We start from the raw sequence: 22,619 nt of genomic DNA, 5'->3' as shown, positions 1-22,619 counted from the left end.
GTCAACCGGCGGAGAAGACCCCGACACCGTTGGCCACGGGGCGCTCGGCGCCGCCCGTCGGATGGTTGCGTACGGCGACCGCCGCCGCGCCGGGCGCCCGGGTGACCAGCGTCGTCGAGCCGCCGCCGTCGAGGTTGAAGGCGTCGACCGCCCCCAGTCCGCGCAGGGCGTCGGCGAGCTGGGCGACCGTCAGGCCGCCGCGGTAGGCGGGGGCGCCGTCGAGCGCGAAGAGCAGCAGCCGCCGCCCGCCGTCCGCGATCCCGACGGCGGTGCGCACGGCGAAGGCGCGGGTGTCGAGGCCGGGCAGCGGCTGCCCGTGGACGAGGACCGGGAAGCCGCCGAGCGCGAAGCGGAACGGGGTGCGGGAGGCGGCGGCCACCAGCCGGTGCCGTACCGTCACCGGTTCGCCGGGGGAGAGCCTCCGCAGCTGCCGCGCGCCGGACTCCCGCCCCACGAGGACCGTGGTCCCCGGCGCGATCGGGCCGCCGCCGGGCGTGGCCGCCGCCGACACCACCCGGCCCTGGCGGACCGTCACCTCGTAGGTGTCGGTGCTGCACGGGGCGGCCCGGTCGGTGTCCGAACCGCAGACGGCGCGTACCCGGGAGGCGCTGCCCCACTGGGCGGTGAACGCGCCGACGGAGTTCTGCGGCAGCGCGAACTGGTTGAGCCCGCGCAGCGGCAGACTGCCCCCGGGCGTGCCGACCGACCCGTCCAGGGCGAGCCGGTCCAGCCGGGCCCGGCCGTCGGTCCCGACGCCGAGCACGTCCTCGGTGGTCGCGCCCGACGGCAGCACCGGGCCGAACCGCTGGCCGTCCGGCACCGCGCCCTTGAGCACCAGGCCGTCCGCGACCGCCGGCCCGTCGGCCGCGCCGGTCGCCTCGACCCCCGGGTGCTGGGTCTCGGCGATGTCGAAGAAGTCACCGTTGACGCCGGCCACCGCGCCCTGCGCGTCCGCGAGCCGGGAGACGGCCGCCCGCGCCGCCACCGCCGTGGGGTGCAGCAGGCCGATCCGCACCCGGGGGTCGCGCAGGTCGGCGCTGACCACATGGGCGTGGACCAGGCCCCTGGACCCGGCGAGGTCCAGCTGCCGGTAGGTGACCCCGGCCGCGATCCGCACCCCGCCCGGTGCGGCACCCCCCGGTACGGCACCGGCCGGTGCCGCCCCCGTCAGGGCCAGCGCGCCGCACGCGGCGACCGCCACCAGTGTCGTTCTGCCCGATTTGAACCGCCTGTGACGACGTGTCACCGTGCCCCCTGATGTCTCGTCAACTCTCCAAGGACTCAGGGGAAGTGCAGCAGACCGCGCCGTTCCGCGGGGCGGCTAGGCGTCGACTACACGGGAACGAGTGAGAAAACGCACCCCCTCGGGTGCCTCCAACGAGAAACCACTGCCCCGGCCTGCTACGACGTCCACGATCAGCCGAGTGTGGCTCCAGACCGCGTACTGGCTGCGCGAGATCCAGAACGGAACCGGCTCGGCGACACCCTCCACCTCCAGCTCGGCCAGCAGCACGTCCGAACCGCCGGTGCGGAACTCGCCCGCCGGATAGCACATGGGCGCGCTGCCGTCACAGCAGCCGCCCGACTGGTGGAACATCAATGGACCGTGCGCCGCGCGAAGTTGGCGCAGCAGACCGGCCGCGGCCGGGGTGAGCTCGACTCGCGGGACCGTCGCGTCCGCCGTGCCGTCCGTGCCCTCGTCGCCGTCCGTGCCGTGCCTGTCGTGCATGTCGACCGTCCCAGGGAAGCCGGGCCGGACCGTTCACCTCGTCCGGTCCGCCAGTCCATCAGGGACCAGGTTGCGGAAGGGTTGCGCGCGCGGAACCGGGCGGGCGGCCGGCGTGCGGAACTTTTCTCGACGAGTGGCCCGGCTCACATGGCATGAAGCGGGCGACACCGACACCATGGTCCACGTCACCGGCAGGCTGAAGGGATCCAGGATGTTCCGCAAGGTGCTGGTCGCCAACCGTGGTGAGATCGCGATCCGGGCGTTCCGGGCGGGCTATGAGCTCGGGGCCCGAACCGTCGCCGTCTTTCCCCATGAGGACCGCAATTCGCTGCACCGGCTGAAGGCCGACGAGGCCTATGAGATCGGCAGGCCGGGCCACCCCGTACGGGCCTATCTGTCCGTCGAGGAGATCGTCGGGGCGGCCCGCCGCGCGGGCGCGGACGCCGTCTACCCGGGGTACGGGTTCCTGTCCGAGAACCCCGAGCTGGCCCGGGCCTGCGAGGAGGCCGGCATCACCTTCGTCGGGCCGAGCGCGCGGACCCTGGAGCTGACCGGGAACAAGGCCAGCGCGGTCGCCGCGGCGCGCGCGGCCGGCGTGCCCGTGCTCGGCTCCTCCGCGCCCTCCAGCGACGTGGACGAACTGGTCCGCGCCGCCGAGGACGTCGGCTTCCCGGTGTTCGTGAAGGCGGTCGCCGGAGGCGGCGGGCGCGGTATGCGCCGCGTCGAGGAACCGGCCCAGCTGCGCGAGTCCATCGAGGCGGCGGCCCGCGAGGCCGCGTCCGCGTTCGGCGACCCCACGGTCTTCCTGGAGAAGGCCGTCGTGGACCCCCGTCACATCGAGGTGCAGATCCTCGCCGACGGGCAGGGCAACGTCATCCACCTCTTCGAGCGCGACTGCTCGCTCCAGCGCCGCCACCAGAAGGTCATCGAGATGGCGCCCGCGCCCAACCTCGACCCCGGTCTGCGCGACCGGATCTGCGCCGACGCGGTGCGCTTCGCCCGCGAGATCGGCTACCGCAACGCGGGCACCGTCGAGTTCCTCGTCGACCCGGCCGGCCACCACGTCTTCATCGAGATGAACCCGCGCATCCAGGTCGAGCACACGGTCACCGAGGAGGTCACCGACGTCGACCTCGTCCAGGCCCAACTGCGCATCGCCGCCGGTGAGTCGCTGGCCGACCTCGGGCTCTCCCAGGAGACCGTCCGGCTGCACGGCGCCGCCCTCCAGTGCCGTATCACCACCGAGGACCCCGCCAACGGCTTCCGCCCCGACACCGGCCGCATCAGCGCCTACCGCTCCCCGGGCGGCTCCGGCATCCGCCTCGACGGCGGAACCACCCACGCGGGTACGGAGATCAGCGCGCACTTCGACTCCCTGCTGGTCAAACTCACCTGCCGGGGACGGGACTTCCCCTCCGCGATCGGCCGCGCCCGGCGCGCGGTGGCCGAGTTCCGCATCCGGGGCGTGGCCACCAACATCCCTTTCCTGCAAGCGGTGTTGGACGACGCCGACTTCCAGGCCGGCCGCGTCACCACCTCGTTCATCGAGCAGCGCCCGCATCTGCTCACCTCGCGGCACTCCGCCGACCGGGGCACGAAACTGCTCACCTACCTCGCCGACGTCACCGTCAACAAACCGCACGGCGAGCGGCCCCACCTGATCGACCCGGTCACCAAGCTGCCCCCGCTGCCCGCCGCCGAACCGGCCGCGGGCTCCCGGCAACGGCTCGTCGAACTCGGCCCGGAGGGCTTCGCCCGCCGGTTGCGCGAGTCGCCGACCATCGGCGTCACCGACACCACCTTCCGCGACGCCCACCAGTCGCTGCTCGCCACCCGGGTCCGCACCAAGGACCTCCTCGCGGTCGCCCCGGTCGTCGCCCGCACGCTGCCCGAACTGCTCTCCATGGAGTGCTGGGGCGGCGCCACCTACGACGTCGCCCTGCGCTTCCTCGCCGAGGACCCGTGGGAGCGCCTGGCAGCCCTGCGCGAGGCCGTCCCCAACATCTGTCTGCAGATGCTGCTGCGCGGCCGCAACACCGTCGGCTACACGCCGTATCCGACCGAGGTGACCGACACCTTCGTCCAGGAGGCCGCCGCCACCGGCATCGACATCTTCCGCATCTTCGACGCGCTCAACGACGTGAACCAGATGCGGCCCGCCATCGACGCCGTACGGCAGACCGGAACCGCCGTCGCCGAGGTCGCCCTCTGCTACACCTCCGACCTCTCCGACCCGGCGGAGCGCCTGTACACGCTGGACTACTACCTCCGCCTCGCCGAGCAGATCGTCGACGCGGGCGCCCATGTGCTGGCCGTCAAGGACATGGCGGGTCTGCTGCGCGCCCCGGCGGCGGCCCGGCTGGTGTCGGCGCTGCGCCGCGAGTTCGACCTGCCGGTCCATCTGCACACCCACGACACGGCGGGCGGTCAGCTCGCCACCTACCTCGCCGCGATCCAGGCCGGCGCGGACGCGGTCGACGGCGCGGTGGCGTCCATGGCGGGCACCACCTCGCAGCCGTCGCTGTCGGCGATCGTCGCCGCGACCGACCACTCCGACCGCCCCACCGGCCTCGACCTCCAGGCCGTCGGCGACCTGGAGCCGTACTGGGAGAGCGTCCGCCGGATCTACGCCCCCTTCGAGGCCGGACTCGCCTCGCCGACCGGTCGCGTCTACCACCACGAGATCCCCGGCGGCCAGCTCTCCAACCTGCGCACCCAGGCCGTCGCGCTAGGCCTCGGCGACCGCTTCGAGGACATCGAGGCGATGTACGCCGCCGCCGACCGGATGCTGGGCCGCCTGGTCAAGGTCACCCCGTCCTCCAAGGTGGTCGGCGACCTCGCCCTGCACCTGGTCGGCGCCGATGTGGCACCGGCGGACTTCGAGGCGAGCCCGAACCGCTTCGACATCCCCGACTCCGTCATCGGCTTCCTCCGCGGCGAGCTCGGCACCCCGCCCGGCGGCTGGCCGGAACCCTTCCGCAGCAAGGCACTTGAGGGCCGCGCCGCGGCGAAGCCGGTCCAGGAACTGACCGCCGAGGACCGCGAGGGCCTGGAGAAGACCCCCCGCGCCACCCTCAACCGGCTGCTGTTCCCCGGCCCCACCCGCACCTACGAGACCCACCGCCAGACCTACGGCGACACCGGCGTCCTGGACAGCAAGGACTTCTTCTACGGGCTGCGCCCCGGCGAGGAGTACGCCGTCGACCTGGAACCCGGCGTACGGCTGCTGATCGAGCTGGAGGCGGTCGGCGAGGCCGACGAGCGGGGGATGCGCACGGTGGTCTCCACGCTCAACGGACAGTTGCGGCCGATCCAGGTCCGCGACACCTCGGCCGCCTCCGACGTACCGGTCACCGAGAAGGCCGACCGGTCCGACTCCGGTCAGGTGGCGGCGCCGTTCGCCGGGGTGGTCACCCTCGCGGTCACCGAGGGCGACGAGGTCGCGGTGGGCGGCACGGTGGCCACCATCGAGGCGATGAAGATGGAGGCCGCGATCACCGCTACGAAGGCGGGCCGGGTGACCCGGCTGGCCATCAACCGCATCCAGCAGGTGGAGGGCGGCGACCTGCTGGTCCAGATCAGCTGAACTCCGTTGTAGCTACGGGCCGTTGGGGCGATGTCCGCCCCGGCGGCCCGTGGCGCTCAGCGGGCGAGCAGCCCGGTGACCTCCGCGCGGACCACGTCCCACGCCGGGGCGTCCAGCGCGCCGGCCGTCGTCCCGTGCAGCGCGTCGAGGACCTGCTCGGCGGTGGAGCCGGCCGCGCGGTCGACGCTCTCGCAGAGCACGTCGTAGCCGACGCGGACGGCGACCCGCAGGCGGCTCCCCCCGCCGTCGGCCGCGTGCAGCGCGGCGGCCACCACCAGCGGCGGCGCTCCGCCCGCCGCGCCCGGCAGCTTGCGGTAGCGGCTGGCGAGCGGCTCCCGCCAGCGCAGCCCGAGCAGCAGCCGGCCCTTGGCCGGCACCTCGGCCGGCTCGGTCTCGTACATGTCGTCCGGTTCCAGCACCAGCGCCCGGGCCTCCAGGACGAGGGCCGCGGGCAGCAGACACCGCAGCGTGCTGCCGGCCATGTTGCCGCCGACCGTGGCCGTACGGCGCACCGCCCCGGTGCCGACGGTGGCCGCCGCCCGGCGCAGCGTCTCGGGCACGCGGTCGTCGATCTGGTGCAGCACCACGGCCGCGCCCAGCGTCTCGCGCCCGATCGCGGTGGCCTCCGGCAGCTCGCGCAGCGACATCGCGTACTCCGGGAAGCCGTCGCGCTGCCACCCGGCCCACACCAGCGTCGCGCCGCCTATCGGCACCGCCCCCTCGGCCAGGCACCGCTGTGCTTCGGACACGGACGTGGGCAGACGCAACAGCACGGCGGCGGACCTGCTTTCCGGGAACGTGGCGGCCGGTGTGCGGAGTGCCCCGGCGACCGGACCGTCGAACCGGCTCATCCTCCCCGGACGCGCGGGGGCGCGTCCAGGGCTCGTTCGCGCGGCGGGTGCGCGTCTCCGCCCGGCCCCGCACCTGGCCGGCCCGGCCGGAAACCGGCATGTCATGGTGGCCCGATGACGGAACGAGGCGCTCGGACGACCGACCACGAGGAACCCGTACTGCTGCGCACCGAGGGACGCGCCGGGTATCTCACGCTCAACCGCCCCGAAGCGCTCAACGCCCTCAGTCACGCCATGGTCCGCCGTATCCACCGGGCGCTGACCGAGTGGGAGGACGACCCGGCCGTGCGGACCGTGGTGCTCACCGGCGCGGGCGAGCGGGGCCTGTGCGCGGGCGGCGACATCCGCGCCATCCACGCCGACGCCCGCGACGGTGACGGCACCGCCTCCGCCGCGTTCTGGCGGGACGAGTACCACCTCAACTCCCGGATCGCGCACTACCCGAAGCCGTACGTGGCCGTCATGGACGGCATCGTGATGGGCGGCGGCGTCGGCCTCTCCGCCCACGGCGGGGTGCGGATCGTCACCGAACGCTCCAGGGTCGCCATGCCGGAGACCGGCATCGGGTTCGTTCCCGACGTCGGCGGCACCCACCTGCTCGCCCGCGCGCCCGGTGAACTCGGCACCCATCTGGCGCTGACCGGTGCCGTCGCGGGCGCGGCCGACGCGCTGCTGTGCGGCCTCGCCGACCACTTCGTGCCCTCGCACGCAATGCCCCGGCTCCTCGACGGCCTCGCCCACGCGCCGGTACCGGAGGTCCTGAGCCGGTACGCGGGGACCGCGTCGCCCGGCCAACTCGCCGCCGCCCGCGGGTGGATCGACGTCTGCTACGCGGCGGACACCGTCGAGGAGATCCTCGGGCGGCTCCTCGGACACGGCGGCAGCGCCGCCAAGGAGGCCGCCGAGACCCTGCTCTCCCGGTCGCCCACCTCGCTCAAGGTGACCCTGGCCGCACTGCGCCGGGCCCGCCGGCTGGGCCGGCTGGAGAGCGTCCTCGACCAGGAGTACCGGGTCTCCTGCGCGGCCCTCGCCGCACCCGACCTCGTGGAGGGCATCCGCGCCCAGGTCATCGACAAGGACCGCGACCCGCGGTGGAGCCCGCCCACCCTCGCCGAGGTCACCGAGGCGGACGTCGAGCGCTTCTTCGCCCCGCTCGGCGGGCGTGAACTGGGCCTCGCCGCAGGGGAGTAGACGATCTCCCGGGCACGTCCGGCACCGACGCTCGATTGACGCCCCCGAGAAGGGGGCCGTACGCTCGCCCTGTAGTGAAGGCATAAGGAAGCTGGTGAGAATCCAGCACGGTCGCGCCACTGTGAGCCCGCCACCGGAAGGTGACAGGTGAGTCAGACACTGACCCTTCACTCCGCCCGCACACGCAAGGGACGCACGATCCCCTAAGGAGGGCTCACCTTGAGCAGCGTTTCCACTTCCCCCCGCCCGGTGTCCACGCCGGTCGTCCTGCCGGTCTCCAAGTCCGTTCTGTGGCTGGTCGGTTCGGCGCTGATCGCGCTCGCCGTCTACTACTTCGTCGGCGTCGACCAGGGCGCCGTGTCGGTGTTCGGCAACGACATGCACGTCCACGAGTTCGTCCACGACGCGCGTCACTTCCTCGGCTTCCCCTGCCACTGACCTCGTCGGCACCCGGACGTACGGACAACTCGACATGGAAAAGAAGCTCCTCCTGCGCGGCGTACTCGCCGGCGCGGTGGCGGGCCTGCTCGCGTTCGTCTTCGCGCGCATCTTCGCCGAGCCGCAGATAGACAAGGCCATCGACTACGAGACCGGTCGCGACGCCGTCCAGAACACCCTGGACAAGGCGGCCGGCCTGCCCGTCGAGGCGGGCGACCCCGACCTGTTCAGCCGCACCATCCAGGCCAACGTCGGCATCGGCGTCGGCATGGTCTTCTTCGGGATGGCGATGGGCGCCCTGTTCGCCGTCGCCTACACCGTGTGCCTGGGCCGCACCGGCGGTCTGCGGGCCCGCTCCCTGGCCCTGCTGGTGGCCGGCGGCGGGTTCCTCGGCATGTACCTGGTGCCGTTCCTCAAGTACCCGGCCAACCCGCCGGCGATCGGCCACGAGGAGACCATCCAGCAGCGCAGCGCCCTGTACCTGATCATGGTCGTGTGCTCCGTCGCCTTCCTCGCCGGAGCCGTCTGGCTCGGCAACCGGCTCCAGGCGCGCTTCGGCAACTGGAACGCCACGCTGCTGGCCGGCGCCGCGTTCGTCGTCGCGATCGGGATCGTCATGCTGCTCCTGCCGCAGCTCGGCCACCTCGCGTCCAACAAGGAGAACTACGGCAACCAGGCGACCGAGACCCCGCTGCCGCTGACCGATACCAAGGGCACCATCGTCTACCCGGGCTTCCCCGCCGACGTGCTGTTCGCCTTCCGCCTCTACTCCGTCGCCGCGCAGCTGGTCCTCTGGACCGCTCTCGGTCTGGTCTTCGCGCCACTGGCCGAGCGGCTGCTCGCGCCCACGCGGCCGGACGCCGTCGCCCCCTCGCAGGAGCCGGACCCGGTCGCGGCATGACCGCTCCTCCCACGGCGAGCGCGGTGATCGAGGAGATCACCGCGCTCGGCCCGTTCTTCGCCGTCCGCACCCATCCGTCCGGCACCGCGCCGCCCGAGCCCTGGCAGCGGTTCACCCGAGCCCTGCTGGAAGCCCGGGTGAACGGCGTACGCGACTCGCTGGCGGCGATGGGCGGCCGGCCGGCCGGCACGGTCGAGCTCCGGGTCGCGGCGTCCGTCGCCCATCTCGGGCTGGCCGCCCGGCTGGTCTCTCCCGCCCTGGCCGCCGCCGTCCTGCACGGCCGTGTCCCGGCACCGCGCCTCGCGGAGCTGCGGTGGCAGCCGGTGCTCGGCGCCCCGGTCCCGCTGTCGCTGCCCGACGACGCCTTCGCGGGCGCCCCCGCCCGGGAACCGGCCCGGCTCGCCGAGCTGCTCAGCGACCGGCTGCTGAACGGCCCGCTGACCGAACTCGCCGACGCCATGGGGGAGTTCTCGGTGTCGCGGCACATCCTGTGGGGCAACACCGCCTCGGCGGTCAACGGAGCCGTGACCATGATCGCGTCGGCCCGCCCGGACCTCGCGCCTCGCATCCGTGCCCTCGCCGCACTCCTCCACCGGACCCCGCCGCTGCGCGACACCGGCACGTCGGCGCCGAACGGGGCCTTCCGGCGCCGTAGTTGCTGCCTGATCTACCGAGCCGCACCCGACCGGAAGGGACCCCTCTGCGGGGACTGCGCGCTCTCCCGGACGTAGCCGGACCCGTGCGCCGGGCCGGTCAGCTCGGCCGCTCGCCGAACGCCGCCAGGATCCGCTCGGCGGCCAGCGTCGCCGTCAACTCCCCTTCACGCACCCGGCGTTCGAGATCCGGCGCGAGCGCGCGGACGGCCGGGTCCGAGTGCAGCCGGCCGAGGAGTTCGTCGCGGACCATCGTCCACGTCCAGTCGACCTGCTGCTCACGGCGCTTGGCGGCCAGCCGGCCCGAGGAGTCGAGAAGGACGCGGTGCCGCTCCAGCCGTTCCCAGACCGTGTCCAGTCCGGTCGACTCGCGGGCGCTGCAACTGAGCACCGGCGGAGTCCAGTCGGCGTCGGCGGGGTGCATCAGCCGCAGCGCGCCCGCCAGTTCACGTGCCGCGCCCCGGGCGTCCCGCTCGTGCGGACCGTCCGCCTTGTTCACGGCGATGACGTCCGCCAGCTCCAGGACCCCCTTCTTGATGCCCTGCAACTGGTCGCCGGTACGGGCCAGCGTCAGCAGCAGGAAGGAGTCGACCATGTTCGCCACCGCGGTCTCGGACTGGCCGACCCCGACCGTCTCCACCAGCACCACGTCATAGCCGGCCGCCTCCATCACCACGATCGACTCGCGGGTCGCCCTCGCGACCCCGCCGAGCGTCCCGGCGGTGGGGGAGGGCCGGACGAACGCCGCCGGGTCGACGGCCAGCCGCTCCATACGTGTCTTGTCGCCCAGGATCGACCCGCCGGTCCGGGTGGACGACGGATCGACGGCGAGTACCGCGACCCGGTGCCCGAGCGCCGTGAGCATCGTGCCGAACGCGTCGATGAACGTCGACTTGCCGACCCCGGGCACCCCGCTGATGCCGATCCGCCGCGCCCGCCCGCTGTGCGGCAGCAGCTCGGTGAGGAGCCGCTGCGCCAGCGTCCGGTGATCGGGGCGGGTCGACTCGACGAGCGTGATGGCGCGCGCGATCAGCGCCCGCTTCCCGTCGAGTACGCCCTTCGCGTACGTGTCGATGTCGACAGCCATGGGAGTCCGCGGCCTCAGAGGTCGTGACCGAGGTCGGCGGCGAGCCGCCGCACCAGGTCGTAGGCGGCGTCCGGGATCACCGTCCCCGGCGGGAAGACCGCCGCCGCGCCCATCTCCAGGAGCGTGGGCACGTCCTGCGGCGGGATCACCCCGCCGACGACGACCATGATGTCCTCGCGGCCCTCCTCGGCGAGCTGTTCCCGCAGCGCCGGTACGAGCGTGAGGTGCCCGGCGGCCAGCGAGGACACCCCGACGATGTGCACGTCCGCCTCGACGGCCTGCCGCGCCACCTCACCCGGGGTCTGGAAGAGCGGGCCGACGTCGACGTCGAAACCGAGGTCGGCGAAGGCGGTGGCGATCACCTTCTGGCCCCGGTCGTGTCCGTCCTGGCCCATCTTGGCGACCAGTATGCGGGGGCGCCGCCCCTCGGCCTCCTCGAAGGAGCCCACCAGGGTGCGGGTGCGGTCGACGGAGGGGGAGGTCCCTGCTTCGCTGCGGTACACACCGGAAATCGTACGGATCTGGCTCGCGTGCCGCCCGTAGACCTTCTCCAGGGCGTCGGAGATCTCGCCCACGGTCGCCTTGGCGCGGGCCGCGTCCACCGCCAGCTCCAGCAGGTTGCCGGTGCCCTCGGCCGCCCGGGTCAGGGCGTCCAGCGCGGCCCGGCACGCCTGCTCGTCGCGCTCCGCGCGCAGCCGGCGCAGCTTCTCGATCTGCTGGGTGCGCACGGAGGAGTTGTCGACCGCGCGTACGTCGATCCGCTCGTCGGTCTCCACCCGGTACTTGTTGACGCCGATCACCGGCTGGCGCCCGGAGTCGATCCGGGCCTGGGTGCGGGCCGCGGCCTCCTCGATCCGGAGCTTGGGGATACCGGCGTCGATGGCCTGCGCCATCCCGCCGGCCGCCTCGACCTCCTCGATGTGCTGCCAGGCCCGGCGCGCGAGGTCGTACGTCAGCCGCTCCACGTACGCGCTGCCGCCCCACGGGTCGATCACCCGCGTGGTGCCCGACTCCTGCTGGATCAGCAGCTGGGTGTTGCGGGCGATGCGCGCGGAGAAGTCGGTGGGCAGCGCGAGCGCCTCGTCGAGGGCGTTGGTGTGCAGCGACTGGGTGTGGCCCTGGGTCGCCGCCATCGCCTCCACGCACGTACGCGTCACGTTGTTGAACACGTCCTGCGCGGTCAGCGACCAGCCGGAGGTCTGTGAATGGGTGCGCAGCGAAAGGGACTTGGCGTTCTGCGGGTCGAACTGCCGGACCAGCTTGGCCCAGAGCAGCCGCGCGGCCCGCAACTTGGCGATCTCCATGAAGAAGTTCATGCCGATCGCCCAGAAGAAGGAGAGCCGGGGCGCGAACGCGTCCACGTCCATCCCCGCCGCCCGTCCCGCCCGGATGTACTCCACCCCGTCGGCCAGCGTGTACGCCAGCTCCAGGTCGGCCGTCGCGCCCGCCTCCTGGATGTGGTAGCCGGAGATGGAGATCGAGTTGTAGCGCGGCATCCGCTGCGAGGTGTAGGCGAAGATGTCGGAGATGATCCGCATCGACGGCTTCGGCGGATAGATGTAGGTGTTGCGGACCATGAACTCCTTGAGGATGTCGTTCTGGATGGTCCCGGCCAGCTTCTCGGGCGGTACGCCCTGTTCCTCGGCCGCCACGATGTACAGCGCGAGCACCGGCAGCACGGCGCCGTTCATCGTCATCGACACCGTCATCCGGTCCAGCGGGATGCCGTCGAAGAGCTGCCGCATGTCGTAGATCGAGTCGATCGCCACGCCCGCCATGCCGACATCGCCGGTCACCCGGGGGTGGTCGCTGTCGTAGCCGCGGTGGGTGGGCAGGTCGAAGGCGACCGACAGGCCCTTCTGACCGGCCGCCAGGTTGCGCCGGTAGAAGGCGTTGGACTCCTCGGCGGTGGAGAAGCCCGCGTACTGGCGGATCGTCCAGGGCTGGTTGACGTACATCGTCGGGTACGGGCCGCGCAGATACGGCGCGATGCCCGGGTAGGTGCCCAGGAAGTCCAGGCCCTCCAGGTCCCGCCCGGTGTAGAGCGGCTTGACCGCGATGCCCTCGGGGGTCTCCCAGAGGACGTCGTCCCCGCCCGTGGCTTTGGTGACGAGGTCACGCCACTCGTCGGTGGAGCCTTCGGCCTTGGGGGACCCCAGCTCGATCCCGGAGAAGTCGGGGATTGGCATCAGGACACTCCCATGCGGTCGAGGGTGGCGGTGAGCACGGCCACGGCGTCGCAGCCCGCGAAGACATAGGCGTCGACACCGGGGTACTCCCCGGGGCGGCCCGCCAGGAACACCTGGGTGGCGCCCGACGCCCGGAGACCGGCCGCGATCTCGGCGGCCTGTTCTCCGTACAGGGCGTCACTGGAGCAGAGACAGACCTCGGTGGCACCGCTCTCCTCGAACGGGCCCTCCGTGACGGGCTCGATACCGCCCGCCTGGAACAGGTTCGAGGCGAAGCCGAGCCGGGCGGTGTGCGCGGCGGCCGGGCCGAGGGCGGCCAGGAAGATCCGCGGCCGGGCGCCGGTCGCCGCGAGATGCGCGTCGGATCGGGCGCGCAACGCCTCGAACGCCTCGTCCCGCCGCACCCGCGGCAGCCCGCCGGACGGGGGCACGGGCGCGGGGTGCCGTTCCACCAGGGCTTCGGCGAGGTTCGGGAACTCGCTGACACCGGTGACGGGTTCGCGCCGCCGGGCGAGGTTCGCGCTGCGCGTCGCCCAGGTCTCGGCCAGTTCCTCGCGCAGTCGGCCCGAACGCAACGCCGCTGCCTGGCCGCCCAGTTGCTCGATGTGCTGGAAGAACTCCCAACCGGCGTGGGCGAGTTCGTCGGTGAGCCGCTCCACGTACCAGGAGCCGCCCGCCGGGTCGATCACCCGGGACAGATGCGACTCCTCGACCAGGATCGTCGAGGTGTTGCGGGCGATGCGGCGGGCGAACGCGTCCGACAGCCCGAGCGCGTGGTCGAAGGGCAGTACGGTGACGGCGTCGGCGCCGCCCACCCCGGCGGCCAGCGTCGCGACCGTCGTGCGCAGCATGTTCACCCACGGATCGCGGCGGGACATCATCACCGGCGAGGTCACCGCGTGCTGCACCTGTCCGCCCGGCGCCCCGCACACCTCCGCGACCCGCGCCCACAGCCTGCGGGCGGCCCGCAGCTTGGCCACGGTCAGGAACTGGTCCGCAGTGGCCGCGTACCGGAACTCCAGTTGGGCGGCGGCCTGTTCGACGCTCAGCCCGGTCTCGGTCAGCTCCCGCAGACAGGCGACACCGGTCGCCAGCGAGCAGCCCAGCTCCTGGCCCGCCGAGCCGCCTGCCTCGTGGTACGGCAGCGCGTCCACGGTCATCGCCCGCAGCCCCGGATACTCCTCGACGCACCGCCGGGCGAGCGCGGCGACCGGCGCGAAGCCGAACCCCTCGTCCCCGGTACGGGCCTCGTACCCCAGCGGGTCGGCGCCCAGGTTGCCGCGCGCCTTCTCCCCGGCGATGCCCCGCTCCCCGTACAGCCGGAGCAACTCGGCCGCCGCGGACCCGACTTCGCGGCCGGCGTCGAGCACGACGGGGGCCAGGTCGAGATAGACCCCGTCGAGGACCCGGCCGAGGGAGGAGACCGGGATGCCCTGCTCGCCCAGGACCAGCCAGAGCGAGGAGACACCGTTCTCCAGATCCGCGAGGACCGCGCCGTCGCCCTCGGCCGTGTGCCGCTGGCGTACGTCCCAGCCGCCGAGGGTGGAGCCCTCGGGCCGGCCGCCCCGTACGAAGGGGGCGAAGCCGGGGAGGCCGGGCTCGGGCGCGGAGTCGTCCGCGGTGTACAGAGGGCGGGCGCGGAGCCCGTCCTCGAGCGTGGTGGACAGGGCCGCCTCCGCTGTGGAGCCGTCCGAGACTTCCTTGCCGGACTTGCGCAGGACGCCCTGGACCAGGCGTTGCCACTGCTCATGGGTCGCGTCAGGGAACTCGGCGGCCAGCGAGAGCCCGTCGTCAGGCAGGACCGTCATGCTCGGATGCTAGGGCAGATCGGCAGGTGAGCAGCAGAGGACATGGCTGTGACCTTGCCCTCTCCCGAGCGGCACTGTCCCCGGGGTCGAGCGCAACTAAATCCGCACGTGACCTTGGCCACGACCGGCCGCCGCGTGCACCGGCCCCGCCGGCTCCGGCCGCCGCGCGGCCCCGCCCCGCTCCTGTCGGTGCCGCGTCGACCGCGGGGCCGGCCCGGGCAAAGGCCGGGGCAAGAATCACCGTCGCGGCCCGCGACTCCCGGGCCCGCGGACCCGCTGGCAACGCACCGTTCACCCAGCCGCCGCCGAGGCACGCCAGGGTGCGCTCGTCGCTGCGCAACCGCTCGCCAGGGAGGGCACCATGACCACACAGGCAGACGCACCGGACGGCTCCGCCCCCGCGGACGGAGTCAGCCGCCGCCACGCGCTGGGCCTCCTCGGCACCGCGGGGGCGGGCGCGGCCGTCACGCCGCTGCTCGGAGCGGGCCCGGCGCAGGCGGCGCCGCTCACCGCCCCGGCCCTGCACCTCACCGCGGACTCCTCCGGCGCACCCCCGGTCCAGGGGCTGCACCTCACCTTCGGCGCGGACCCGCGCACCGAGATGACGGTCTCCTGGATCACCGACAGACCGGTGACCGGCCCCGTCGTCCGCTACGGCACCCTGGAGCACGGCTTCGGCTCCAGCGCCAAGGCCCGGACGGTCACCTACGTCGACGGCACCTCCCAGCGCACGGTCCACGTCCATCACGCCGCGCTGCGCCGGCTCACCCCGGGCACCGACTACCTCTACCTCGCCACGCACGAGGGGGCGACGCCCGACAGCGGCACCTTCCGCACCGCGCCGCGCGGCCGGTCCGCCTTCACCTTCACCAGCTTCGGCGACCAGTCGGCCCCGCAGGTCACCTGGTCGGCGGCCGGCACGGTGGCGCTCGACGCCAACTCCACCCCCGCGACCAAGGACATCGTCACCGGCATCGAGCAGGTCGCGCCGCTCTTCCACCTGCTCAACGGCGACCTGTGCTACGCCAACCTGGACGTCGACCGGGTGCGTACGTGGAACAACTTCTTCACCAACAACACCCGTTCCGCGCGGTTCCGCCCCTGGATGCCGGCGGCCGGCAACCACGAGATCGAGAAGGCCAACGGCCCGCTCGGACTCGGCGCCTACCAGACCTACTTCACCCTCCCCTCCACCGAGACGGACGCCGAACTCGCGGGCCTCTGGTACGCGTTCACGGTCGGCTCGGTCCGGGTGATCGTGCTGCAGAACGACGACAACTGCCTCCAGGACGGCGGCGACGTCTACATCAGCGGCTACTCGGGTGGACGGCAACTCGCGTTCCTCGAAAAAGAGTTGCGGACGGCCCGCGCCTCGCGCGACACCGACTGGATCGTCGTCGCCATGCACCAGGTCATGATCAGCTCCTCCGACGCGAACGGTGCCGACCTGGGACTGCGCCAGAAGTACGGTCCGCTCTTCGACAGGTACGGGGTGGACCTGGTGCTCTGCGGCCACGAGCACAACTACGAGCGCTCGCTCGCCGTACGCGGTGTCGTCACCGGCAGCGAGACGCTGACCCCGCGCCCGGCCTCCCAGGCCACCGACTCCATCGACACCGGCCTCGGCACCGTGCACATGATCCTCGGTGGCGGGGGTGTCTCGGGCACCACCAACCAGAACTTCTTCAAGGACGGCACCGCCAAGGTGATCACCTCGGTGTCGGCGACCGCCGGCTCCAACGGCAAGCGCACCTCCGCCTACACCAAGGAGGAGGCGGTCTGGACCGGGGTCCGCGACACCGAACACCCCTACGGCTTCGCGGCGTTCACCGTCGACCCCGGCCGGTACGCCGGTGACACCACCCGTATGCACGTCACCTACTACAACGTGAACAAGCCGCACGGTGAGCTGTCGGTGTTCGAGAACTTCACGCTCCATCGCAAGCGTTCCGACGGGCCCAAGCGGTAACCCGGCAAGGTGAGTCGGACTTACCGAGGGCATCTGACGGGCGCCGGCCCGGTCGGGTGCCCTCCCGGCGTTCGCGGGGGAGCCGCCGGTGAGCACCAGTGCGCGTCGATCCCCTTGACGACGGGGGAGGGCGGCGGTAGACCTCATCGTAGACCGATCGGTCGGTATAAAGCGCATGTGTCGAGAGGGGTACGGCCTGTGTTCAAGGAATTCGTCGTGTCAGGCGATTCGCACATCATCGAGCCGGTCGACCTGTTCAAGACCCGGCTCCCCAAGAACCTGCGCGAACGCGCCCTGTGGGAAGAGGAGTTCACCCTCGACGAACCGATCGTCGAGGGCGGCCACACCCAGTTCAAGAAGCTGCACACGATCGGATTCGACGGCTGGACCATCTCCAAGTACCGGCAGAAGGGCGGGGAGACACCCGACGGAGAGCCGGAGCACATCCTCCGTGACATGAACCTCGACGGCGTCGACGCCTCGGTCATGTTCCCGAACCTGTCCCTGTTCGTGCTCTTCACCGACGACCACGAACTGTCCATGGCCCACGCCCGCGTCTGGAACGACTACCTCGTCGAGCGCTACCTCCCGTACCGCAGCCGGCTGCGGCCGACCGCCGCGATCCCCCTCACCCACATCCCGGACGCGGTCGCCGAGATCGAGCGCGTCGCGCGGCTGGGCATCGGCGCGATCCTGCTGCCGGACATCCCGCCGCTGCCGTACTGGTCCCACGAGTACGACCCCGTGTGGGCGGCGGCCCAGGCGAACGGGCTGCCGGTGTTCTTCCACGTCGCCACCGGTGGGGTCAAGGTCAAGGAGAACGTCTCGGAGACGGCGACCACGGTCCGGGGCCTGATGACCTCTATGAACATGGGCAAGGGCCAGCTGACCGACGCCATGGTGGCGAGCCGGACCATGAGCGCCGGGGGCAGCGGGGCGGCCGGCCCCCAGGGCATCATCGCCGACCTCGTGGCCGGCGGCGCCTGCGAACGCTTCCCCGACCTGCACTTCAACCTCATCGAGTACAGCGCCGGCTGGCTCGTCTCCTACATGGGCTTCATGGACAAGCTGTGGAAGACCGGCACCGGCCAGGACCCCGACTGGTGGCTCGGCTTCTGGGACGACAGCCGCTCGCCCCGGGACCAGCCGGCCATGGGGCGCCTCTTCGCCGTCAACTCCAAGTGGCCCTGGCCGCTCAAGCCCAGCGAGTACGTCCGGCGTCAGATCCATGTGCAGTTCGCGGACGACCCCACGGCCGTCAAGGCCCGTCACATCACCGGCCTTTCGACGATCATGTGGGGCAACGACTACCCCCACGCCGAGGGCACCTTCCGCTCCAGCGCCGACTGCGTCGCCGAGAACTTCGAAGGCGTCCCCGACGAGGACCGCGCCGCCATCCTCGGCGGCACCCTCGCCGACATCGTCCACTTCGACAGGACGGAGAAGCTGGCGCCGGTGCCCGAGAACGCGTGAGACTGTCCCATGTGGGCGCGGTGGTACGGCAGTTGACGGCCGTTCGCCTCAGGGTGCCTTGTCCACCGGGCAGTCGAAGCGGTTCCCGGGACCCCAGTGGGTGACGACCCTCGCGCCCTCGGAGAGCACTCCGCAGCTCAGGTCCGTCAGCCGGGTGCCGGCCGGGGTGATCTCCAGGATGTGCATCTCCTTGTTGGGCGGGTAGTTGTGCTGACCGTCCAGCGTGATCACCCCCGCTTCACCGACGTAGCGCGTGACGCCCGGATCCTGGAGATAGGTGACGAGCGCGCTGGGGGAGAAGAGCCGGTCGGTGGTGAAGACGGCGTCCATGGCCTCGGAGAGGATGTTGACGGCGTCGTAGCCGACGGCGGCGTCGTTCTCGGCGGCCAGCCCGAACGCCGCGTGGAAGATCGTGGCGAAGGGGCCGCCCGGCGCGGGCAGGCTGAACTGGGGGTAGAAGAGGGCCAGTCCGCCGAACTGCTGCGGCATCAGCCGCGGATGCAGGATCAGATCCGGGGCCGGGCTCTCGGCCAGTACGGCGACCCGGCCCTGAGGGGCGGCCCGGCAGCCCTGGTTGTGCTGCATGGAGAGGAACAGGTCCTCCATGACGCTGGAGCGGGCCGCGTAGAGGACGAAGCCGTTGGTGCGGTGGATCAGGGTGCAGACGGTGTCGGCCACGGCACGCGTCCGGCGGCCGTCCTCCCGCTCGCCGTACGGCACGAGGTGCACCGGTCCGGACGCCTGGTAGGCACCGGTGAAGCGGTGGGCGAGGTCGGCGCTGAAGTACGAGTCCTTGGGGTCGAAGACGATGACGGCGGCGGGCCCGGCATGCCCGGGAGCCGGCTTCGCCAGCGCTCCCAGCCGGGGCGAGTGACGGGCGAAGGCGGCCACGACCTGTGCGATGCGCGAGTCGGGCGGCGAGAGCTGGAAGTAGGAGACAGGAGCCTGGCCCTCGACCATGCGCTGCCCGGAGACCCCGGTCCCCAGGACGGTGATGCCGTGCTCCCCCAGCTCGATCGCCGCCTGCTGGGATTCGGGGCGGCTCTGGGCCAGCCCCATGACGGCCGCGATGTGATCCCGGCCGACCCGGTCGACGATCATCTGGGCGACGTCCACACCGCTGTGGTTTCCGGGGTTCAGGCCGGCGTGCGAGCCGTAGTGGAAGTACTCGCCCGCGTTGGCGATGAGGAGCCGTACCGGCACCTGGGACTTCTGATGGCCGTGGTTGGCCTGCCGCTGGGCGAGCAGGGCACCGCGCAGCATCTGGAAGCCGGTGGGCACGGTCCGCTTGGACTCCGAGCCGACGCTCATCGGTGCGAGGAAGACGAGGCTGCGGTAGGGCTGGTCGGTGTCCACCTGGGCGTTCTGCCGGCCCAGTGTGCGCTCCAGCTTCCTCAGCTCGGACGCGTACAGACCGTGCGCGAGGTCGCAGCCGTCGGTGCCGTCGGTGAGGCCGACCACCTCGTCGGTCGCGACGTGGGTGCAGGTGGCGGCGGCCCGCCACCCGGGAAGGAGCCGCGCGACCACCGCCTGGGAGAGCGCGAAGGCGCCGGCGCACACCAGTGCCGCGACGGCGACGGCGGCGACCGGGCGTACCCAGTCGACGGTGCGGGGCCGACGGGAGCGTACGGCGCGGTGCACGGCCAGCCGCTCCGCGGCGGTGCCGTCGTCCGGGGTCCGGGGCAGCGGCACCACATGCACCCGGTCGGCACCCCGACCGCCGACCGCCTCCTCGAACAGCGCCGACACGAGCCGGCCGGCCCGGCGTCCCCCCGGCGCCCCGGCCTGCGCGGGCAGAGCCGGGGGCGGGGGAGCGGCGGCGTACGAGGGGAGCTCCTCCGTGGCCGCGCCCAGCACCAGCAGCGGACTGGCGCCGGCGTCGCGGACGACGGCGGCGTAGGTGTCCAGGAACGTGCGGCAGGACGAACCCTCGCCGCCGACGGTCGGCAGGAGCACGACGCAGGCCCATCGGCGCCGGGGCCGTAACCGGCTCCACACCGCGGGCCGCGCCGCTCGCGTCAGGTCACGCAGCAGCGCCGTGAGCAGCACCTGGCGGATCATCGCCCCGTCGCGGGAGGCCGCCGCCACCGCTCCGGGAGGCGGGGTCTCCGCCAACCCGTGAGCCACCAAGTGCCTTTGCGCCGCGCGCAGTTGGGCTGCCGCGGCGAGGAAGCTCCGGCCGGGCTGGTCGAGCATCCGGCCCATCCAGGGGTGGTGCCGGTCGACGCGCAGCCCGTACCACCCGCGCCACAGCCGGCCGGCCGGCACGACGGCGACCAGCCGCAGGGCCGCACCGAGTCGTCCCCCCGCCACCTCGCCGAGCTGTGCGGTCCGGGCGGCCGGCTGGAACCGCCGGGCGACCCTGTCGCAGAGCATTTCCCGCAGCGCCGTCCGCTCCTGCTCGGCGTCGCCGGGCACGAGTTCGGCGCGGAGCACGGAGAGGACCGTGTCGAACTCGGGCAGCCGCAGCGTCCCGGCCCCGTCGGGCACGGAGGTGCGCAACTGCCGTGCCACGTCGTCCAGCAACCGCACGGGCCGGTCGCTCACACCGTGTTCTCGTGCGAGACGTACGTCGTCGACGACCGCGTGCGGGGCGCCACTTGAGCGGTGCGGTGACGGACAGTCCGCGGGCGAGACCAGGCGCTGCCCGTAGGACAGGACGAGTGGGGCGAGGCCCGGATCCGGCTCGGCGCCCCCCGTGGCCGTCCCGTCCTCGGACTCCCGGGCCAACAGCAGTGCAGGCAGGCGGTGTTCACGGAACGGCGTCCGGCGCGGCAGGCCGCTCTGCCTGTCCGACACATACCGGTCGATCGCCCAGACGACTTCCTCGAAGCCTGCGGGCAGGACGAGTTGACGCTGGTCCCCAGCGGGTGGGTGTGACACGCGAAACCTCCGGTTGGGTCGGTGGGGAGGGGTTTCGCGAGTCTAAGGATGTAACAGATGAAAGAAGTACTTTGTCTGTCTTTGCCGGCTTCTGCTGATCCGTGTCCACGGCGTGCGTGCATCGGGGCGGAAGGCGGCTGTTCGCGTGCGGTCCGACGGGCGTACTGGCGGCCTTCGTTGGACGGCGCGTCACATTACCGAACCGTAACCCGCCGAGTGCTACCACGAGTAACTTACCCGCAGGTAAGGTCCTGACGCACCACGTCAGCGCGGCGTGCAACCGGCCTGTGGGACGGCCGCGCACCCGCCTCGCACTCCCCAGTGCACCTCTCTGCCGGCCGCTCCACAGGAGGTTCCCCATGCCCGCACGCAGAAAGCTTCTGGCCACCGCGGTCACCGTCGCAGCCTGCCTCGGCGCCCAGGCCCTGTCGTTCACCACCGCCACGGCGGCGGACGAGGTCGTCTCCCGGGGCGTCACCATCCCCGCTTTCTACGACCCGCCCGCCACCCTGCCCGCCGCCGACGGCGCGCTCGTACGCTCGGAACCCCTCCCGCTCGCGCTCAGCCTGCCCGGCCTGGACGGGCCGCTGCCCGGCCGGGCGACCCGCCTGATGTACAAGTCGACCGACTCCAACGGCCGGCCGGTGGCCGTCACCGGCGCCTACATCGAACCGACCGCCGCCTGGCAGGGCTCCGGCCCACGCCCCGTCGTCGCGGTCGCCCCCGGCACCCAGGGACAGGGCGACCAGTGCGCCGCGTCCCTGGGCCTGGAACACCCGCTGACGCTCAACGGCCAGACCGTGACGGTCGGTTACGAGGACCTGGCGATCTACCGCCTCCTCGCGAAGGGCACCGCCGTGGTCGTCACCGACTACGCCGGACTCGGCGCGACGGACCGGCTGCACACCTACGTCAACCGGGTCGACGAGGGACATGCGGTCCTGGACGCCGTCCGCGCCGCCCGCTCACTGAGCGGAGCCTCCGTCAACTCCGCTTCCCCGGTAGGGCTGTTCGGCTACAGCCAGGGCGGCGGGGCGACCGCCGCCGCGGCCGAACTCCAGTCGTCCTACGCCCCCGACGTCACCCTCGCCGGGACCTACGCCGGTGCGGCGCCCGCCGACCTGACCTCCGTCACCAAGGCCATCGACGGCAGCGAACTGGCCGGCGCGCTGGGCTGGTCGCTCAACGGCTTCCTCCAGTCCGACCCCGCGCTGAAGCCCCTCGCCGAGGCGCATCTCAACGCGGCCGGCAAGGCGGCCCTCACCGACCTGTCGACCATGTGTGTCGGCGACGCGCTCCTCGGCTACGGCTACACCAAGAGCACCCGGTGGACGACCGACGGGCAGGCGCTCAGCGACATCATCGCCTCGACCCCGGAACTCAAGGCGTTCCTGGACAGCCAGCGCATCGGCACGCTGAAACCGTCCGGCCCCGTCCGCGTGGCGACGGGCGTCAGCGACAACCTCGTCCCGCACGCCCAGGCACGCCAACTCGCCGTCGACTGGTGTCACAAGGGTGCCGACGTCACGTACAAGGCCGTCGTCCTGCCCGACGTCGGCAGCGCGCTCCTCAACCACTTCGCCCCCCTGCTGACCGATCAGGGCGCCGCCATCTCCTGGCTGACCGACCGGCTCGCGGGCAGGCCCACCACCTCCAACTGCCCGACGCTGCCCGTACAACCCTGACGGACCGGCGGGTGGGCGGCGCGGGATGCCGCCCACCCGTCACCCCGACCGACTGCGTCTGACAGCTGCTGACCGGGTTTGGGCATACCTCTCTGTCCGCCAAGTGGTCTGGCCGACCGGGTGGACCAGAGCCCGCCGAAACCTCAGCCGCCGGGTCCGCGACGCGATGAACACCC

The 22,619-nt window shown here is 72.5% G+C and carries 15 protein-coding genes and 1 riboswitch; of the genes, 8 read left to right on the top strand and 7 right to left on the bottom strand.

Going from position 1 to position 22,619, the window contains the following annotated elements:
• Position 1: 1 nt before the first annotated feature.
• The gene (locus ABZT12_RS21670) at positions 2-1,201 is read right to left on the bottom strand and encodes a phosphodiester glycosidase family protein (RefSeq protein ID WP_356386845.1); all 1,200 of its coding nucleotides are present in this window, start codon (positions 1,199-1,201) and stop codon (positions 2-4) included.
• Between the two features lie 120 nt (positions 1,202-1,321).
• A complete protein-coding gene (locus ABZT12_RS21665; RefSeq protein ID WP_356386842.1) occupies positions 1,322-1,729 on the bottom strand; it encodes a DUF779 domain-containing protein in 408 nt (135 codons plus the stop codon).
• 211 nt (positions 1,730-1,940) lie between these two features.
• On the opposite strand from ABZT12_RS21665, the gene ABZT12_RS21660 reads away from it, so the two are divergent.
• Complete coding sequence (locus ABZT12_RS21660; RefSeq protein ID WP_356387029.1) at positions 1,941-5,315, top strand: pyruvate carboxylase; 3,375 nt, start codon at positions 1,941-1,943, stop codon at positions 5,313-5,315.
• A gap of 56 nt (positions 5,316-5,371) precedes the next feature.
• Here the strand turns inward: ABZT12_RS21660 and ABZT12_RS21655 are convergent, their stop codons facing one another.
• Positions 5,372-6,088 carry an FAD binding domain-containing protein gene (locus ABZT12_RS21655; RefSeq protein WP_356387026.1) on the bottom strand — a complete coding sequence of 239 codons (717 nt, stop codon included), beginning with the start codon at positions 6,086-6,088 and terminating at the stop codon, positions 5,372-5,374.
• Positions 6,089-6,280: 192 nt separating this feature from the next.
• Here ABZT12_RS21655 and ABZT12_RS21650 point away from each other — a divergent pair, with 192 nt between their 5' ends.
• From ABZT12_RS21650 to ABZT12_RS21635, 4 genes are all read left to right on the top strand, one after another.
• The gene (locus ABZT12_RS21650; protein ID WP_356386839.1) at positions 6,281-7,357 is read left to right on the top strand and encodes an enoyl-CoA hydratase/isomerase family protein; all 1,077 of its coding nucleotides are present in this window, start codon (positions 6,281-6,283) and stop codon (positions 7,355-7,357) included.
• 33 nt (positions 7,358-7,390) lie between these two features.
• A riboswitch (cobalamin riboswitch) is annotated at positions 7,391-7,541 on the top strand.
• Between the two features lie 104 nt (positions 7,542-7,645).
• Positions 7,646-7,795, top strand: a complete 150-nt coding sequence (locus ABZT12_RS21645) for a CbtB-domain containing protein (protein WP_356387024.1) — start codon at positions 7,646-7,648, stop codon at positions 7,793-7,795.
• Between the two features lie 34 nt (positions 7,796-7,829).
• Positions 7,830-8,696 carry a CbtA family protein gene (locus ABZT12_RS21640; protein ID WP_356386836.1) on the top strand — a complete coding sequence of 289 codons (867 nt, stop codon included), beginning with the start codon at positions 7,830-7,832 and terminating at the stop codon, positions 8,694-8,696.
• On the top strand, positions 8,693-9,427 hold the full coding sequence (locus tag ABZT12_RS21635; RefSeq protein WP_356386833.1) for a (2Fe-2S)-binding protein: 735 nt from the start codon (positions 8,693-8,695) through the stop codon (positions 9,425-9,427). The genes ABZT12_RS21640 and ABZT12_RS21635 overlap by 4 nt, the downstream gene beginning before the upstream one ends.
• A 22-nt stretch (positions 9,428-9,449) precedes the next feature.
• Here the strand turns inward: ABZT12_RS21635 and meaB are convergent, their stop codons facing one another.
• Genes meaB through ABZT12_RS21620 form a run of 3 tightly spaced genes read right to left on the bottom strand, consistent with a single transcriptional unit; the run spans position 9,450 to position 14,433 of the window.
• Positions 9,450-10,436: a methylmalonyl Co-A mutase-associated GTPase MeaB gene (gene meaB, locus ABZT12_RS21630; protein WP_356386830.1), complete on the bottom strand. Its 987-nt coding sequence runs from the start codon at positions 10,434-10,436 to the stop codon at positions 9,450-9,452.
• Between the two features lie 14 nt (positions 10,437-10,450).
• Positions 10,451-12,625, bottom strand: a complete 2,175-nt coding sequence (gene scpA, locus ABZT12_RS21625) for a methylmalonyl-CoA mutase (RefSeq protein WP_356386826.1) — start codon at positions 12,623-12,625, stop codon at positions 10,451-10,453.
• The gene (locus ABZT12_RS21620) at positions 12,625-14,433 is read right to left on the bottom strand and encodes a methylmalonyl-CoA mutase subunit beta (RefSeq protein ID WP_356386823.1); all 1,809 of its coding nucleotides are present in this window, start codon (positions 14,431-14,433) and stop codon (positions 12,625-12,627) included. The genes scpA and ABZT12_RS21620 overlap by 1 nt, the downstream gene beginning before the upstream one ends.
• 361 nt (positions 14,434-14,794) lie before the next feature.
• Between ABZT12_RS21620 and ABZT12_RS21615 the strand changes: the two genes are divergently transcribed.
• Both ABZT12_RS21615 and ABZT12_RS21610 read left to right on the top strand, forming a co-directional pair.
• Positions 14,795-16,402, top strand: coding sequence for a metallophosphoesterase family protein (locus tag ABZT12_RS21615; RefSeq protein ID WP_356386820.1), 1,608 nt, complete (start codon positions 14,795-14,797; stop codon positions 16,400-16,402).
• Positions 16,403-16,618: 216 nt separating this feature from the next.
• Positions 16,619-17,875, top strand: coding sequence for an amidohydrolase family protein (locus ABZT12_RS21610; RefSeq protein WP_356386817.1), 1,257 nt, complete (start codon positions 16,619-16,621; stop codon positions 17,873-17,875).
• Between the two features lie 48 nt (positions 17,876-17,923).
• Here the strand turns inward: ABZT12_RS21610 and ABZT12_RS21605 are convergent, their stop codons facing one another.
• A complete protein-coding gene (locus ABZT12_RS21605; RefSeq protein WP_356386814.1) occupies positions 17,924-20,758 on the bottom strand; it encodes a hypothetical protein in 2,835 nt (944 codons plus the stop codon).
• A gap of 359 nt (positions 20,759-21,117) precedes the next feature.
• On the opposite strand from ABZT12_RS21605, the gene ABZT12_RS21600 reads away from it, so the two are divergent.
• Positions 21,118-22,443, top strand: coding sequence for a lipase family protein (locus tag ABZT12_RS21600; protein WP_356386811.1), 1,326 nt, complete (start codon positions 21,118-21,120; stop codon positions 22,441-22,443).
• The last annotated feature ends 176 nt before the right edge of the window (positions 22,444-22,619 follow it).

This window comes from Streptomyces sp. NPDC005423 (assembly GCF_040606415.1).
In the GTDB taxonomy this organism is placed as follows: domain Bacteria; phylum Actinomycetota; class Actinomycetes; order Streptomycetales; family Streptomycetaceae; genus Streptomyces.
The sequence above is the reverse complement of the archived record's forward strand: the minus strand, read 5'-3'. Positions and strand labels throughout refer to the sequence as shown.